Source organism: Gluconobacter albidus (assembly GCF_002723915.1).
Taxonomy (GTDB): Bacteria; Pseudomonadota; Alphaproteobacteria; order Acetobacterales; family Acetobacteraceae; genus Gluconobacter; species Gluconobacter albidus.
Genome location: NZ_BEWL01000001.1, coordinates 563,750 through 579,169 on the forward strand (window position 1 = coordinate 563,750; position 15,420 = coordinate 579,169).

Genomic DNA, 15,420 nt, shown 5'->3' on the forward strand with positions numbered 1-15,420 from the left:
ACAGAACCGAACCCCGCGCATGAGACCTTCCGATGACCACCCCGTCTGATTTTCCACCACCTCCCACGCCCGGACGCCTCCTTGATGTCGAGGACGTCACGGTGTTCCGTGGAGACCGGCTGGTGCTCGACGGGGTGTCCCTGACGCTAGACGCCGGGGACGCCATGATCCTCACGGGTCCGAACGGGGCCGGGAAATCCACCCTCCTCCGCACGATCTCCGGCCTGCGGCGCCCCGATTCAGGCGACGTCGTGCGTTATGGCGCCCTCGCCTGGCTCGGCCATCAGGATGCCCTCAAGCCAGGGCTGACGCTGGCGCAGAACCTCGCTCTGGCCGAAAAACTCGGGACAACCAGCCTGCCCGACGCGCTTGACGCCCTTGATCTCACACATCTGACCGATCTTCCCGCGCGCCTGCTGTCCTCGGGGCAGAAGCGCCGCGCCGCTTTCGCCCGCGTCATGCTGTCCGGCGCGCCGCTCTGGCTGCTCGATGAGCCAACGGTCGGGCTGGACGTCGCCAGCATCGAGCGCCTTGGGGCCGTCATGGCCGCCCATCGTGCAAAGGGCGGTGCGATGATCGTCACAACACATGTGCCGCTTCCCCTCGACAACACCCGCTCGCACGAACTGCCCTCGCTCGCGCATGTGGAATCCTTCTGGCTGTCATGACCGCTTTTCTAGCCCTGATCGACCGTGACCTCCGTCTGGCGTTCCGCTTCGGCGCCGACACGCTCGCCTCGCTGCTCTTCTTTATACTGTGCGGCAGCCTGTTCCCGCTCGCCCTCGGCCCCTCGCCCGACCTTCTGCGACATATGGGGCCGGGCATCATCTGGGTCTGCGCGCTGCTGGCCTGTCTCCTGCCGCTGGACCGTCTGTTCGGAGCCGAACTCGAAGACGGCTCTCTCGATCTGCTGATGCTGACCGGTCCGGCCCCCGCCGCCGTGGCCTTCGCCAAAATGGCTGCGCACTGGCTGACAACCGGCCTTCCACTATTGATTGCCAGCATCCCGCTCGGCATCATGCTGGGCGTCAAGGGCTCCGAACTTCCCCTTCTGCTGGCCGGTCTTGCGATGGGCACGATGTCCCTCTCACTTCTGGGCGGCATGGCAGCCTCGATCGTGCTTGGCGCTCGGCGTGGCGGCGTGCTGCTCCCGCTGCTCGTTCTGCCACTGGCAACACCCGTCCTGATTTTTGGCGCGGCTTCGTCCTATGCCGGGCAGCTCGCAACTTCTCCTGCCGCAAGCCTTGATCTGCTGGGAGCATGCCTTTTCGCCTGCCTGCCGCTATGCCCCCTCGCCGCCGGACAGGGCCTCAAGGCCGCCGTGGGCTGAACGAAGTGTTATATCTTAACAGGATGTCATCCGGGGGCCTTTGACGCGATGACACCTTTATGAAACGACTGGACCATATTCGTTTCATATCGAGATCATCGCCATGCTCCAACGCTCCTCGCTCAGAAACTCCCTCCTGTCCTGCGCAGCCCTGATGGGCTTCAGTCTCGGCGTTGCCCAGGCCGAGCCGGGCTATCTGCGTGAGCCCTCGATTTCCGGCCAGACCGTCCTGTTCAACGCCGAACAGTCCGTCTGGAGCGTTCCCCTCGCAGGCGGTCAGGCCCAGCGCCTGACGACCGTGCCGCAGGGCGCCAACGCCATCGACCCGCATCCCGTCATTTCTCCGGACGGCACCCAGATCGCATTCGCCGCCAATTTCGACGGCCCGACCGAAATCTACGTCATGCCCCGCAGCGGTGGCACGCCGCACCGCCTGACGTTCGAGAACGTCGCGCGTCTGAAGATCATTGGCTGGGACGCGCATGCCGGGGTGCTCTATGCCAGCCCCGCCGCAACCGGCCCCTATTACACCCAGACCGTCTCCGCCATTGATCCGAAAACCGGCGCAACACGTGTCTTCCCGCTTTCCGGCGTGAACGATGCCGCCCTCAGCCCGGACGGACACTGGCTTTATGCGATCCGCTTTGGCCTCGCCACGACCGGCGATCACATGCGCGCCTATCGCGGCGGCGCGCTGTCCCAGCTCTGGCGCTTCGATCTTCAGAACGGCAAGGAAGCCGAGCGCATCGGCACGCATGACGCCAACCTGATCCGCCCGATGCCCTGGCGCGACCGCCTGATCGTCATTTCCGACGAAGATGGACGTTATAATCTGTGGAGCCTCGCCACCGACGGCTCGGACGCGAAACAGCTCACCCATTTTACGGATTACAGCGTTCTCGAAGCCTCCATCTCCGGCGATCACATCGTCCTGCGCAAAGGCGCGGACCTGTTCGATTTCAATCTGGCCAGCGGTGAGACCACGCCCGTCAAAGTCGATCTGACCTCCGACAACCTGCCCCGCAGCCCGTACTGGCTGGAAAAGCCGACGCGCTTCCTGACGTCCTCGACCATTTCTCCTAAAGGGGACGCCGCCGCCTTCACCATGCGCGGTCATGTTGTGGTTGCCGGCGCTTCACCCCGCCGGGTCGTCGTGCTCGCCACCCCCGATAACGTCCGCCTGCGTCTCGCCCAGATCACGTCGGACGGCAAATCCGTCATTGCCTTCAGCGATGCAGGCGGCGATTCCGCCCTGTGGCGCTTTGCAGCCGACGGCAGCGGCAAGGGCGAGGCCATCACCCAGCCCTCCTCCACCGAACCCGTGGCGCTGTCTCTTTCCCCGGATGGCAAATACGCCGCCCATACCGACCTTCTGGGCCGCCTCTGGCTGACGGACCTGTCCACAAAGGCCGACAAATTGGTCGATAACGCCACGCTGGACGGCACCAACGTCTTTGACTCAGTATCATGGTCCCCGGATGGACATGTTCTGGCCTACGTCCGCACACGCGGCGCGAACCTGCGTCGCCAGATTGCCCTTTACGTCCCCGCCACCGGCCAGTCGAACTGGGTAACGGACGGGCGCTATGAATCCTATACGCCCAGCTTCTCCCCGGATGGCAAATGGCTGTGGTTCCTGTCGGACCGCACGTTCTCGCTCGCCAACGGCTCGCCCTGGGGAGACCGCAATATCGGACCGGCCTTCCCCAAGCGCACCGGACTCTACGCCCTTGCCCTTCAGTCTGGCGAACGCTTCCCGTTCCAGCCCGCGACCGAACTGGACCCGACAGACAAGAAGCCCGACGCCGATAAAAAGGATGACAAGAAGAAAGACGGCGACAAGAAAAAATCCCTTCCCGCCATCGAATGGGCCGGGATCACCACACGCCTTTATCAGGCGCCCATCCCGGCCGGCGACTATGAAGGCCTTGGCGTCTCTGACGACTATCTCTTCACGATCGACAATTCCGGCTCAGGCGACGGTCCGGGCGATCTGAAGTCGATCCATATCGACAATAACGAACACAAGATCGAAACCTACGCGGCAAAGATCTCGGGCTTCGACATCACCCCGGACGGCAAGACCCTTCTGACCCTCAGCCGTCGCGGCAAAAACGCCCCCGAACTGCTCCTGACGCCTGCGGGCGAGAAGCAGCCCAAGGAACTGGCCGGCAAGAAAATCGAACTTGACCATCTGCGCCTGCGGATCGACCCCGGACAGGAATGGGCGGACGAATTCGTGGACGCCTGGCGCCTGCACCGCGACCACTACTATGACCGCGAGCTGCACGGCGTGGACTGGAAAGCCGTACGCGCCCATTTCGCCCCGCTCGTGGACCGTCTTGGAGACCGTGCAGATCTCGACGATCTGCTCGGCCAGATGGTTGCGGAAATCGGCGCGATGCACTCGCAGCTCCATGCGCCCACGACATTCGACCAGCCCGCTTCCAGCCTCATTGCAGGCCTCGGCGCGCATCTGACGCATGAGGACAAGGGCTTCCGGATAGACCACATTTATCAGGGCGACCGCGACCTCCCCGATCAGCAGTCCCCGCTGGCCGCTCCCGGCGTGGACGCCCGGAACGGCGATCTCATCACCGCAATCAACGGCCAGCCGACCGCAGGCCAGCCCGACCTCGGCTCGCTTCTTGCCGATCAGGCCGGAAAGCAGGTTCTCCTGACGCTCGCGCGCAGCGGGAAAGACCACAAGATCATCGTAACGCCCGTGTCTTATATGAAGGAGCGTGACCTGCGCGCGCGGGACTGGGAAGTCAGCCGCGCGGATATCGTCGACCGCGCCAGCCACGGCCGCATCGGCTATCTGCATCTGCAATCCATGGTCGGCGACGACATGGAAGCCTTCGCCCGCGAATTCTACGCCAATATCGACAAGGACGGCCTGATCGTCGACGTCCGCGGCAACACGGGCGGCAATATCGACAGCTGGGTCCTCACACAGCTCATGCGTCGCCCGTGGATGTTCTGGGGCCGCTACGGCAACGCACCGTCGGTGGATATGCAGCAGTCCTTTCAGGGCCGCCTGATCGTCCTGTCCGATGAAATGACCTACTCGGATGGCGAGACCTTCTCGCAGGGCATCAAGTCCCTGCATATCGCCCCGCTGCTGGGCGAGCGTACCGCAGGCGCGGGCGTCTGGCTCTCGGACGGAGACCGTCTGATCGACAACGGCAATGCCCGGACGGCCGAAAATCCCTATTTCGACCTGAACGGACAGTGGCTGGTGGAAAACAGGGGCGTCGCTCCGGATATCGAGGTCGAAAACATGCCGGTCGCCACCTTCAACGGACAGGACCAGCAGCTTGACGCCGCCCTCACATGGCTCGGCAAGGACATGGCCGACCATCCGCGCCCGGCCCTGAAACCAGCTCCCTTCCCGGTCCAGCAACCCGCTGCCCCGAAGTAAACCGGAGCGTCTCTCCACAAAAAAGCCCCCTGCCCGATGACTCGGACAGGGGGCTTTTTCATGAGTTGCCGGTTTTCAGAGCATCCGGTCCATGACCGTATCCCTGCGGCCATAGCGATGCAGCAGCGCCGCAATTCCATGCCCGGCGATCAGGATACCCAGAATCCATGACGAAAACTGGTGCAGCACATTCACCAGCGGCACGAACACAGGCGCCTTATGCGCCAGTGGCGGCAGATCGACGATCCACAGCATCGGGATCGGCAGGCCATGAACGGAACTCCGCACCCACCCCGTCAAGGGCACGACCAGCATCATCGCATACAGCCCGAAATGCCCGACCTGTACCGCCAGACGCTCTTCTTCGGGAATATCCGATGACATCGCGGGTGGCCGATGCGTCGCCCGCCAGACAAGCCGCAGAACCGTCAGGATAATGATGAACGGCCCGATTTCCTTGTGGATCAGCAGCAGAAGCGCCTTCTGCGGGGTTGCCGCATGCGGCATGATCCGCCCCACATAGAACCCCAGCAGCCACAGCGGAATGATGATCGCCGCCATACCCCAGTGGAACAGTCTGGCCACAGGGGAATAACGCTGAAACGGCGCGAGGGTCTTGTCCATGAAACGGCAGCACTCCGGAAGAACGATTTCGCTTGCTATAGCCGTTCGCTTACCGAAACACATGTTGCACAGAGTTACGGATTTGCAAGCTCCCGCAGGCCGGGTAGGACAGTACGGACGTTTTTACAGGAAGATCAGACCACCATGCTGACACTGCTCTACACCCGTATCACCGAACTGGCCGCCTCTCCGCGAGCTGTCTGGTGGCTGATCGTCGTCGCCGTGGCAGAATCTTCCGTGTTCCCACTTCCGGTGGACCTGATGCTCATACCCATGCTGCTCGCCAATCGCGAACGGGCGTGGTTCCTGGCCTCCGTCTGCACGGCAGCCAGCGTCGTGGGCGGACTGATCGGCTGGGTGCTGGGGGCGTTCCTGATGGAACATGTCGGCATGCCGATCGCGCATTTCTATCATGCCGACCAGCGCATCCTGAATCTGGAAGCCATGTTCCGCCACTACGGCGTCTGGATCATTCTCGCCAAGGGCCTGACCCCGCTGCCCTACAAATTCGTCACACTGGCGGCAGGTGCGGCGCATTTCCCGCTCCTGCCCTTCATTGCCGCCAGCGTCGTCACCCGGGGCGCACGCTTCTTTCTCGAAGCCGCCCTGCTCCGCGCTTTTGGAGAGCCCATTCGCGATTTCATCGAAAAGCGTCTGGCGCTCGTCCTGTTCGGGGCCCTGATCCTGATCGCAGGCGGCATCGCCCTGATCGAATTTCTTTAAGGCACTCGAATCCTAGTTCCAGGTCTTAGTTCAGGACCTCAGTTGAGGGCCATGCGCTCATGCGCCATGGCCTGCTCTTCCCCAAAAGACGGCCATTCAGACCGTGTCAGCGCCTTCAGCGACGGAGACGGCAGACCCATGCGGTGCGCATACAGCCAGGTATAGGTCAGGGCGCGATGGACATAATCGCGCGTCTCGCCATTGGGGAGTGTTTCCATGAAGAACAGCGGATCATGCATATCCGCCTTCTGCGCGCCTTCCCAGCGGGCAATCGCTCCCGGCCCGGCATTGTAGGACGCCAGAACCCGGACCAGATCTCCGCCCTCAGGCGGTGTCACTGTAGCAACCCGGTTCGACTGGTTCGCCAGATACAACACGTAAAGCTGTCCGATCTCCAGATTGGAAGACGGATTGTGCAGACGGCTGACCATATCGGGCGCCACCGGTATCACCGCCACGCCATGCGAGTCATACGTCATGTGCGACGCGGTCACGAAACTCGCCGTCACCGGGCGGATCTGCATCAGCCCGTGCGCCCCTGCCCCTGACGTCGCCGATGGATCGAAGTTGGATTCAACCCGCGTCAGCGCATAGACCAGCGCCGGATTCATCCGAAAACCATGGCTTGGCTTCAGGGCTGGCAGAGGCAGCGGCGTCGGCGGCGTCGCCTGCGATTCCCGATGCATGATAAGAGATGCAAGCTGTTCGGACAGGTCCTCGTAACCCGCAGCCTGAGCCACAAGCTGAAGCGAGCGCGAGCGCGCGCTGTCCGAGGCGACATCCACCCACATGCGCCGGATCAGATTCTCCGCCCGCGTGCGCTCACCAACCTGAAGGAGAGCAAAAAGCTGGCGTCCCTGCGACAGGGCGCCCACAGCCTCGACGTCGATTTCGGCAAGCACAGGCACCGGATCATGCAGCGTAACCTCGATCCGCCCGCCGGGCAGACGCGCATGACCATGGCGCCCAAGCTCCAGCGTCTGGGAGGCCAGCATGCCATAGAAGGTTTCGTGATGGGTGGCCGCACGATGCAGCCACTTCACATAGCCCGCCATGTCGTGACGCCGCCCCTCGGCCCGCGCCGCCCAGAACGCCGCAGCTGCACGGATTTCCAGCGCCGTAACGGGCGCATTGGCCGCAGACTGGAACAGGTCATAGGCCGCCTCGACATGCCCTTCGCGCCAGGCGGCAAGCCCGGCAACATAGGCGGGCAGTCCGACCTGACTGTTTCCACGCCCAAACCCCGCACTTGCATTCCGCAACGCCGCAAGAGTTTCCCCCTGGGACAGCAGACCAAGCGCAACCTCACCGTAAAGCTGGGCGGCATAGGGCGCCGTCATCCCCGGCGTGATATCCACCAGATGCAGCGCGCTTTCCGCACCACGCAGCCCCGTCAGCGCCCGCTCCTGCACCGTATGATCCAGCAGCGGATTCCGGGCGAACGCATGCATCAGCGGATCGACAGGGGTAATCGTGCCCTTCGCATCGTCAGACCGCGCATCCGCCGCCAGCGGACGAAGGAAAGACTGCACCTGAACCGTTCCGGGCAGCACAATTTTCAGAAGGAGCGCCTGAATGTTCGACGCATCCGGCTGGGAGCCATAGTCATGAAGCCATTCGCGAAGCTGCTCGGCCGCAGGATGCGCCCCCGGCGCCAGATAGCGTTCGGCCAGCACATCCGGCAACAGCACCTGATCCGTCATCAGACGCATCTGCTCCTGAACGATCCGGGCATTGCCTTCGCGCTGGGCCTGAAAGATCAGCCGGTAGCGGCTGGCCATGGCCGCCGTCAGGGGATGAGGCAGCGAGACAACACCATCCCCGCCCAAAGACGGCCGGGCTTCGGCAAACGCAGTCTCATCCCCGACCGGTTCCGGCTGGGGAGGGAGGTTGCGTGTGCTGTCCGCACGCGCCGGAGACAGTGAGCCGCCGGCCAGAATCAGTACGCTGACGAGCAAAGCCCGGGCGCTACTGCCTGAAATGAAAGGGGATGTCCTTCGCATAGCAGCGGGTTGCTACCCGCTTTGCAGGCCCTTGGCAAGAACTTGTTAAGTTCTACACATCCTTGGACTGGGCAATGATATAACCCAACCCTAAAACAATCCAGTGGCAAACACCTGTCATCGCGCGTTTTTTTACGTTTTTCCGAAGTTTTTTAACGGTAGTATTTGTACCCAATTAGTCCTCATTCTTCCGGAGAGAGTTTCTCAATCAGAATCAGCAGATCCTGCCAGGCATTCCGCCGTGCAGCCGCACTTGCCCGCAGTTGCAGGGGGTGTCGCATCGGCAGAAGGGGCAACGGAGTCGCAAGCCCCGGAACCGATACGTCTGTCCACCGACCCCGCATCCGTCCGACAGCAGCATCCGGCCCCACCAGCATCCGCAGCGGCGTCACACCCATCGTCACCAGAAACCCTGGCCGACACAGAGCGATTGTCCGCAACAGAAGCGGAAGACAGGCCTGCATTTCCGCATCGCTCGGCGTTCGCCCGCCAGGCGGACGCCACGGCAGGGCGGGCGCCATCGAAATCCGTCCGCGCTCCAATCCCGCAGACCGCAGCATTTTCTCCAGCAATGCCCCACCCTCACCTGCAAACAGCGTTCCGGAACGGTCCTCATCCGCATCAGGCGCCTCGCCGATCAGCATGAACGGCGCCCCTTCCACGAACACCGGCTCCAGCCGATGCGTGGCGGTCCGGGCCAGAAACAGGTCGCCCGGCGCTTCGGTCAGACGCATCAGCGTCGGCAGATCCGGCGCTTCTTCCACCGCCCGCCCGGAAAGCCCGTTCGCCGACGCTCCGACCGCCTTTGCAGGCATCCGGCGCGCTCCATCGCCTCTCGCAAAAGCATCCGGCAAACGTTGTTCAGCGTCCTGCCGCTCCGCGCTGACACGCGGCGGCAACTGTGGCGTCGCCTCGGACAGGCGATCCACCGGCATTTCGCACAAGGCCTCGTCTACACCCCAGTCATACTGAAGTTGAAGCGCGGCCAGCAGATCGGCCCGGCTCGGCACGGCCGACACACTACTGACTGGGGGCGTCATGGTTGATCCGTCCTGATGGCCTCCCACTCCGTCGCCAAACAGCCCCCGAAGGGATGCCGGTTGGCGTGGAGCCTCAAGAGGGCTAGAGTTTCTTCTATTATGCAGATCACACGCGGCTGGCCCAGATCATTCGAGGAATTTTCCCGCCCGCTCCGTCTGGTGCTTCCCGCCCTGGCGCTGGGCGGCTGCCTGACAGGGAGCGCGCAGGCCGCACTTCCTCCGGCCGTAAAACCCACCGTTAATCCGGAGAATTCCCTGACCGGCTGGATGCTGGCGGCAACGGTCATGATGGAACGTGGAGACGTTCCCGCCGCCAATCTTGCCCTCTCCCACGCCCTGCCGCTCGCACCACATAACCTTCAGCTACAACACGATGCGCTGCGCTATGCGGCCATGGCGGGTCATCAGACCGAAGCCGTCAAACTGGCCAATGCCCTTCCAGATCAGGGCGCCGGCAGCGATATCGGCACGCTCATTCTCGCGCAGGACGCCTTTGGCCGTCAGGACTGGGCCGCGATGCGCCGCATCCTCACCCGCAGCCCCCATCACGGTCCACTCGTCACGATCGCAGCACCCGTCCTCATGGGCTGGAGCCTCGCTGCCGAAGGCCACCCCGACAAGGCCCTGAACCTGCTGGCGGAAGCCGCAGGCCAGCCCGCGACCCGCAGGCTCTATCTCCTGCATGCGGCCATGGTTGCGGAACACCTGCCCACCCCCCTGCTCGCCGGACAGCTCTATCGCCGCACGGGAAACGCATCCGGAGATCCACTGACGCTCCAGATCCTTTATGCGCGGCTCTATGGCGGCTGGCTCGAACGGCATGGCCATCACAAGGAGGCCAGTGACGCCGTCGCCGCTCTGGGCGTGACCTCGCCGCTGGCCGCCCTCGTCATCGGCCCACTCCAGCAGAGCCTCCCGAACCTGAAAAGCCCGACCCCGGCCTTTGGCGGAGCGGTGCTCAACCTTCAGATGGCCCTCATGATCACGGATGCCATCCAGCAGGACGGTATTCCGCGCGATCCGGCCATCATCGCCCTGCAACAGGCCATTTTCCTTGATCCCGGTTTGACAATCGCGCGCATCTTTCTGGCCGATACTTTCCGCGAGGCCAACCAGATCACCAGCGGCCTGGCCGAACTGAACACTATCTCACCCTCCGATCCCCTTGCCGCCCTGGCCGCGCAGGAGCGCATCAACCTTGCCCTGCGCTCGGGAGACCTCGAACAGGAAGCTGATGCCCTGCACCGCGCGCTGGCCCTGCGCCCCGAAAACCCGGAATTCCTGATCCAGCTTGCTGAAGTTGAAGACCAGCGGGGTCATCATACAGACGCCGTCGCACTCTACACCCGCGCCCTCAAGGCCTCGCCGCCTCGCAAGGAAATCCTCTGGCCCATCCTGCTGGGCCGCGCGATGGCCGCTCAGGAAAGCGGGAACTGGCCCATGGTGCAGGATGACATGAAACATGCGCTGGAACTCGCCCCCGACCAGCCCGAAGTCCTGAACTTCGTCGGCTATGCCAATATCGAGCATGATGCCGATCAGGCGCAGTCTCTCGCCATGCTGAAAAAAGCCGTCGATCTCCAGCCCGCGGACGCCTCCATTCAGGACAGCTACGCCTGGGCCCTTCTCAAATACCGCGCGGACCTCAAAACCGCGCTTCCCATACTGGTGCAGGCCGCCGAACACGCACCCGGGGATGCCGAAATCGGCTATCATCTCGGCGTCGCCTACTGGTATCTCGGACGGCACACCGAGGCGCAGGACCAGTGGAACCAGTCCCTCGACGATAACCCCCAGCCGCAGGATCGCGCCCTTCTGATTCAGGCGCTCCAGAACGGCGGCCCCCATCTCGCAGCTTTCGAACAGAAACCATGACCTTCCCAGACGCACCCCAGAGCACGGCACACGCCAAAATCAACCTGTTCCTACACATCACTGGCCGACGCGAAGACGGATACCACCTGCTCGACAGCCTCGCGGTTTTCGCAGGCGCCGCAGACCGCATCACGCTTGAAGGCCCCGCCGATACGATGTCGCTTACAATCGACGGCCCTTTCGGTCAGGGGCTGGAAGCTGACAGCCAGAATCTCGTCCTGCGCGCCGCCCGCGCCCTCCAGACCAAGGCCGGCACGACAGCCAACGGCCTGACCGAATCCTTTCGTCTGAAACTGGAAAAGAACCTGCCCGTCTCCTCCGGCATCGGGGGAGGTTCCGCGGACGCTGCAGCAACGCTGCGCCTGCTGGCCCAGGAATGGGACGTGGAACAGGCCACACTTTTCCCGATTGCAGAGACACTGGGAGCGGACGTTCCCGTCTGCATCGCGCAGCGTCCGGCCCGGATGCAGGGGATCGGAGAAATCCTCGCCCCGGCCCCGATCCTGCCTGATGCGGGTCTTCTGCTCGTCAATCCCGGCGTCGGCGTTTCGACACCCGAGGTCTTCCAGGCCTTTGCCGCAGGTGGCGGCATCACGGAACGGCATGAAGCGCTTCTTCCAACCCGCTGGGACAGCGCAGCAGCCATGGTTGCCGACCTGAACGCCACAACCAATGACCTTCAGGCCCCGGCCCTGTCTCAGTGTCCGGTGATCGGCACGGTTCTGGCGTCCATCGCCAGCCTTCCCAAGTGCCTCCTCGCGCGCATGAGCGGTTCAGGCGCTACCTGCTTCGGCATTTTCCCCAGTCCCGACAGCGCCATGAACGCCGCCCGTGTCCTGAACGAACAAAGTGCACGCCTGAATTGGTGGACATGGGCGGGAGGCTTCCACCACACTGGGTCTTCAACCTGATCACATTACAACCGGGCAGGGAGCCGAACATCATGACAGCCCCACGCATGCAGGTCACACGTTCCGAAGACGGCAAGACGGCCATCCTGTCCTTTCTTGAAGGCAGCGGCGTTTCAGGCAGTCTTTCCCTTGACGAAGCCCAGTTGTCCCAGCTGATCGCAAGTTTGGGTCTGGCCCATGCCGCCCTGATTGAAAAACGCCCGCCGGCACCGATTGCAGGCGCGCGCTTTACCCCCGTCTACACCACGCACTGGGCCCTGCAGATCGACGCCCTGACCGAAGGATCAATGCTGGCATTCCAGCATCCGGCCTACGGTCCGGTCGGCATTGTCTTTGGCCCCCAGGACGTCGAACAGATCATTCGCGGCCTGCAAAAACAGCGCACCATGATCCGCTCCAACCCCCAGGATGCCAGCACACCAAGCTGATCCCTCAGAACAGCTCAACCTCTCCTGAACCTACTGACGGCTGAGGGGCTTCCGCCAGCAGACGCTGACGGATCTCTCCCATCGTCAAACGATCCACAACCGACCGCTGGACCTGCACAGCTTCTACGCCCGGCTCCCGGCTGAGTCCGTTACAGCACGTCGCCAACTGATCCAGAACCTGGGCGATCCTGTCGAAATCCTGCAACTCCAAAGGATTTTCTCCCAGAAGAGCCTTCAGACAGACGGCCTCCAGTCTCCGCAGTTCCTGAAGACTGACGGCAAGCTGTACCCCAAGCCCTTCAAGAACCTGCGGCAACGGAAGCTCCTTTGAATCCTCAAGCACCGCAGATCGGCCCGAATACGGCTTCGATGCGGGATTTGAGCGAGCTGGCCGTGAACGGTTTGGCCAGAAAATTATTCACGCCCTCCGCAATGGCCTGCTGCACCAGTTCCTTGCTCGCCTGTCCGGTCAACATGATGAAACCCGTTTTCGCAGTACGGGCATTGCTTCTGACAGCCTTCAGCAATTCCAGCCCGTCCATGTCAGGCATGTTGAAGTCCGAAATGATCAAATGAACCGAATTGCCCTTCAGATGCTCCAGAGCCTCCACTCCATTCCGGACACCAGCAATCTGAACAAAACCGATCTGGGCAAGCGTATTGCGCAGGATCGAGCGGATGGAAGTCTGGTCGTCCACGAGGAGCACGGACATGGAAGATGCGGAAATCATGGATACGTCTCCAGAGAACGGCGTTCACAAAGGTTGAGAATAGCAGGGCCAATGGCGGACAGCGGAAGCTGGGTGTCCACCGCGCCCAGTTCAAAGGCAGCACGTGGCATGCCATAGATGACAGAACTTGCCCGGTCCTGCCCGATCGTACAGGCGCCGGCATTGCGCATGGCCAGCAAACCCTGCGCGCCATCGCATTCCATCCCGGTCAGGATGACGCCCACAGCGTTTTTTCCCACTGTGGCGGCAAGAGAATAAAACAACTCATCCACAGACGGTCGATGCCCATTAACGGGTGGCGCCGTCACCAGCTGACAGACATACTCCCCGGGCCGTGCACCACCTCTAATACGCAGATGACGCTCTCCACCGGACGCGACATAAACGAGACCCGGCCTCAGCACGTCGCCCTCTTCCGCCAGTCTGACGTCAGGCTTCACAATCCTGTCCAGACGGCGCGCGAAGCTTTCGGAAAACTGCTTTGGCATGTGCTGCACGATGACTGTCGCGGGGCAATCCTTTGGAAAATGCTCGAGCACATCCGTCAGCGCCTCTACACCGCCGGTCGAGGCACCGATGCCAACAACAGCTCCGGTTTTCGTGGCCGCCAGAACTCTGGCCCCCAGACTGCCCCCTGCCGATACGGCAGGTTGCTCTTTTGTGGTGGCGGCCCGAACAATCGCGTCTCCCAGACCGGCAAAGGGATCCTCTCCGCTTCCGAGCGCCATTTTCGAATACCATTCGGCAGCGCCCATCCGGAGCGCCTGCTCCACCAGCCCCTGATGACTGGAAAGACGCCCCGACACCATCACCACAGGCATCGGACGCAGGCGCATGATCTTTTCAAGAAACTGCAATCCATTCATGGACGGCATTTCGTAATCAAGCGTCAGCACATCGGGATTCAGCCGCACGATCAGGTCGCGTGCTTCAAAAGGCGTTCCAGCCGTTCCAACAACCTTAACGCGGAGATCACGCTTGAGCGCTGCTGCAATCAGCGCGCGTGTCGTCAGGGAATCATCGACAACAACAACCGTCAAAGGTTTTGAGCCACTCACGAAGACACCTCCGCGGACGAGACCCTGCGATAGGCATTATATCCGATGCTTTCCATTCCGAAACGCTCAGGATGGGCGATACGCTCCGAGTGTCCCAGATAAAGCTCGCCCCCCGGAAAAATTCGCGCCGAAAGGTTGCCCCAGAGCCTATCCTGAGTTTCCCGATCGAAATAAATCGCGACATTCCGGCAGAAAATGGCGTGAAACCGCGATGAAAACGGCCAAGGCTCCACCAGATTGAGGCGCCGGAACCGGATCATGTCCCGAATTTTCTCAGACATGACGACCCGGTTTCTTTCAAGTCGGCAGAATGACAAAACACCAGCTTCAAACAGAGCTTCAGCTTCCACGGAATCATAACTACCCAGTTTGGCCTGGCTGAGGATGTCGGAATCAATATCTGTCGCCAGAATTTTTGCCTTCAGCCCCGGAACTGCGGACAGACACTTCATGACCGTCATGGCGATCGAATACGCTTCTTCGCCGCTCGAACATGCGGCCGACCAGATCCTGAGTTCTTCACCACGTTCAACGCGAGAGTATAATTTCTGGCGCAATAACTGTTCCAGATACGCAAAATGATGCTTTTCACGATAGAAGCTTGTGACGTTCGTCGTTAGTGCCGAAACAAGATGATTTCTTTCATCAACTCCCGCACCGCTTACGAGAAAATTGCAATAATCGTCAAAGGACCCAAATCCTTCCTGTCTGACGCGACGTGAAATCCGCGAATAGACAAGACTTTTTTTCTTTTCGGACAGGGAAATCCCAGCAGATTTTTTTGCGATCCCCGCAATAATCCGAAAATTTTCATCTGATATTTCCTGCGTGTCCGGTAGTTCCATCACTGTCATTGCAGACTTCCTTCAAACAGCGACGAAACATTCACAGAAAAAACCAAACGCCCACCCAAAGACAAAATCCCGTTTGAATAATATTTGAGATTATCACTGGAGAGCTCTGGAAGAGGTCTGAAGTCTTCCTCATCAATATCCGAGATGTCAGTGACATTCGAAACCGAAAAACCAATGATCTTTTTGTCGTCTTTCAAAAAAATAATGGCTTTTTTCTCGTCATTATTGTCAGAAACTCCCATCATCTGCGCCATGTTCACGAGCGGGATCACCGAGCCGCGAACATTGACCACCCCTTCCACAAAAGCCGGAGCCGCGGGAAACGGGGTCGCCTTCGCCCATCCCTTGATTTCCTTCACGGCAGAAATTTGAACAGAAAATTCCTGGTTTCCCAGAGAAAAGACCAGAGCTTTTTCCAT

15 protein-coding genes are annotated in these 15,420 nt (G+C 61.4%); 7 read left to right on the plus strand and 8 right to left on the minus strand.

From position 1 onward, the window contains the following. Positions 1-32: 32 nt before the first annotated feature. The 3 genes from ccmA to GAL01_RS02670 all read left to right on the plus strand — a co-directional run bounded on the left by ccmA (position 33) and on the right by GAL01_RS02670 (position 4,754). Complete coding sequence (ccmA, locus tag GAL01_RS02660) at positions 33-668, plus strand: heme ABC exporter ATP-binding protein CcmA (RefSeq protein ID WP_062030366.1); 636 nt, start codon at positions 33-35, stop codon at positions 666-668. Then, positions 665-1,330 (plus strand): heme exporter protein CcmB, encoded by a 666-nt coding sequence (gene ccmB, locus GAL01_RS02665; protein WP_062030368.1) that lies wholly within the window; start codon positions 665-667, stop codon positions 1,328-1,330. The genes ccmA and ccmB overlap by 4 nt, the downstream gene beginning before the upstream one ends. A gap of 103 nt (positions 1,331-1,433) precedes the next feature. Further along, positions 1,434-4,754, plus strand: a complete 3,321-nt coding sequence (locus tag GAL01_RS02670) for a S41 family peptidase (RefSeq protein WP_062030370.1) — start codon at positions 1,434-1,436, stop codon at positions 4,752-4,754. Positions 4,755-4,829: 75 nt separating this feature from the next. On the opposite strand, the gene GAL01_RS02675 is transcribed toward GAL01_RS02670, so the two are convergent. Then, the gene (locus tag GAL01_RS02675) at positions 4,830-5,378 is read right to left on the minus strand and encodes a cytochrome b (RefSeq protein ID WP_062030372.1); all 549 of its coding nucleotides are present in this window, start codon (positions 5,376-5,378) and stop codon (positions 4,830-4,832) included. 144 nt (positions 5,379-5,522) lie between these two features. Here GAL01_RS02675 and GAL01_RS02680 point away from each other — a divergent pair, with 144 nt between their 5' ends. Continuing rightward, positions 5,523-6,101 carry a YqaA family protein gene (locus GAL01_RS02680; protein ID WP_062030374.1) on the plus strand — a complete coding sequence of 193 codons (579 nt, stop codon included), beginning with the start codon at positions 5,523-5,525 and terminating at the stop codon, positions 6,099-6,101. A 38-nt stretch (positions 6,102-6,139) separates the two neighbouring features. On the opposite strand, the gene GAL01_RS02685 is transcribed toward GAL01_RS02680, so the two are convergent. Together GAL01_RS02685 and GAL01_RS02690 are read right to left on the minus strand one after the other, a co-directional pair. Further along, a complete protein-coding gene (locus GAL01_RS02685) occupies positions 6,140-8,104 on the minus strand; it encodes a transglycosylase SLT domain-containing protein (protein WP_174694426.1) in 1,965 nt (654 codons plus the stop codon). 182 nt (positions 8,105-8,286) lie between these two features. Next, positions 8,287-9,144: a uracil-DNA glycosylase gene (locus tag GAL01_RS02690; protein ID WP_062030378.1), complete on the minus strand. Its 858-nt coding sequence runs from the start codon at positions 9,142-9,144 to the stop codon at positions 8,287-8,289. Between the two features lie 99 nt (positions 9,145-9,243). Between GAL01_RS02690 and GAL01_RS02695 the strand changes: the two genes are divergently transcribed. The 3 genes from GAL01_RS02695 to GAL01_RS02705 are packed head-to-tail and all read left to right on the plus strand — an operon-like array spanning position 9,244 to position 12,358. Beyond that, positions 9,244-11,019 (plus strand): tetratricopeptide repeat protein, encoded by a 1,776-nt coding sequence (locus GAL01_RS02695; protein ID WP_062030380.1) that lies wholly within the window; start codon positions 9,244-9,246, stop codon positions 11,017-11,019. After that, complete coding sequence (locus GAL01_RS02700; protein WP_062030382.1) at positions 11,016-11,930, plus strand: 4-(cytidine 5'-diphospho)-2-C-methyl-D-erythritol kinase; 915 nt, start codon at positions 11,016-11,018, stop codon at positions 11,928-11,930. Before GAL01_RS02695 ends, GAL01_RS02700 begins: the two co-directional genes overlap by 4 nt. 47 nt (positions 11,931-11,977) lie before the next feature. After that, positions 11,978-12,358: a hypothetical protein gene (locus GAL01_RS02705; protein ID WP_062030384.1), complete on the plus strand. Its 381-nt coding sequence runs from the start codon at positions 11,978-11,980 to the stop codon at positions 12,356-12,358. Between the two features lie 4 nt (positions 12,359-12,362). On the opposite strand, the gene GAL01_RS02710 is transcribed toward GAL01_RS02705, so the two are convergent. The 5 genes from GAL01_RS02710 to GAL01_RS02730 are packed head-to-tail and all read right to left on the minus strand — an operon-like array spanning position 12,363 to position 15,420. After that, complete coding sequence (locus tag GAL01_RS02710; RefSeq protein WP_062030386.1) at positions 12,363-12,674, minus strand: hypothetical protein; 312 nt, start codon at positions 12,672-12,674, stop codon at positions 12,363-12,365. A gap of 19 nt (positions 12,675-12,693) precedes the next feature. Further along, positions 12,694-13,089 carry a response regulator gene (locus GAL01_RS02715; protein WP_062030388.1) on the minus strand — a complete coding sequence of 132 codons (396 nt, stop codon included), beginning with the start codon at positions 13,087-13,089 and terminating at the stop codon, positions 12,694-12,696. Then, positions 13,086-14,147 (minus strand): protein-glutamate methylesterase/protein-glutamine glutaminase, encoded by a 1,062-nt coding sequence (locus tag GAL01_RS02720; RefSeq protein ID WP_062030390.1) that lies wholly within the window; start codon positions 14,145-14,147, stop codon positions 13,086-13,088. Before GAL01_RS02720 ends, GAL01_RS02715 begins: the two co-directional genes overlap by 4 nt. Beyond that, complete coding sequence (locus tag GAL01_RS02725) at positions 14,144-15,001, minus strand: CheR family methyltransferase (RefSeq protein WP_062030392.1); 858 nt, start codon at positions 14,999-15,001, stop codon at positions 14,144-14,146. The genes GAL01_RS02720 and GAL01_RS02725 overlap by 4 nt, the downstream gene beginning before the upstream one ends. After that, positions 14,998-15,420, minus strand: coding sequence for a chemotaxis protein CheW (locus tag GAL01_RS02730; RefSeq protein ID WP_167369338.1), 423 nt, complete (start codon positions 15,418-15,420; stop codon positions 14,998-15,000). Before GAL01_RS02730 ends, GAL01_RS02725 begins: the two co-directional genes overlap by 4 nt.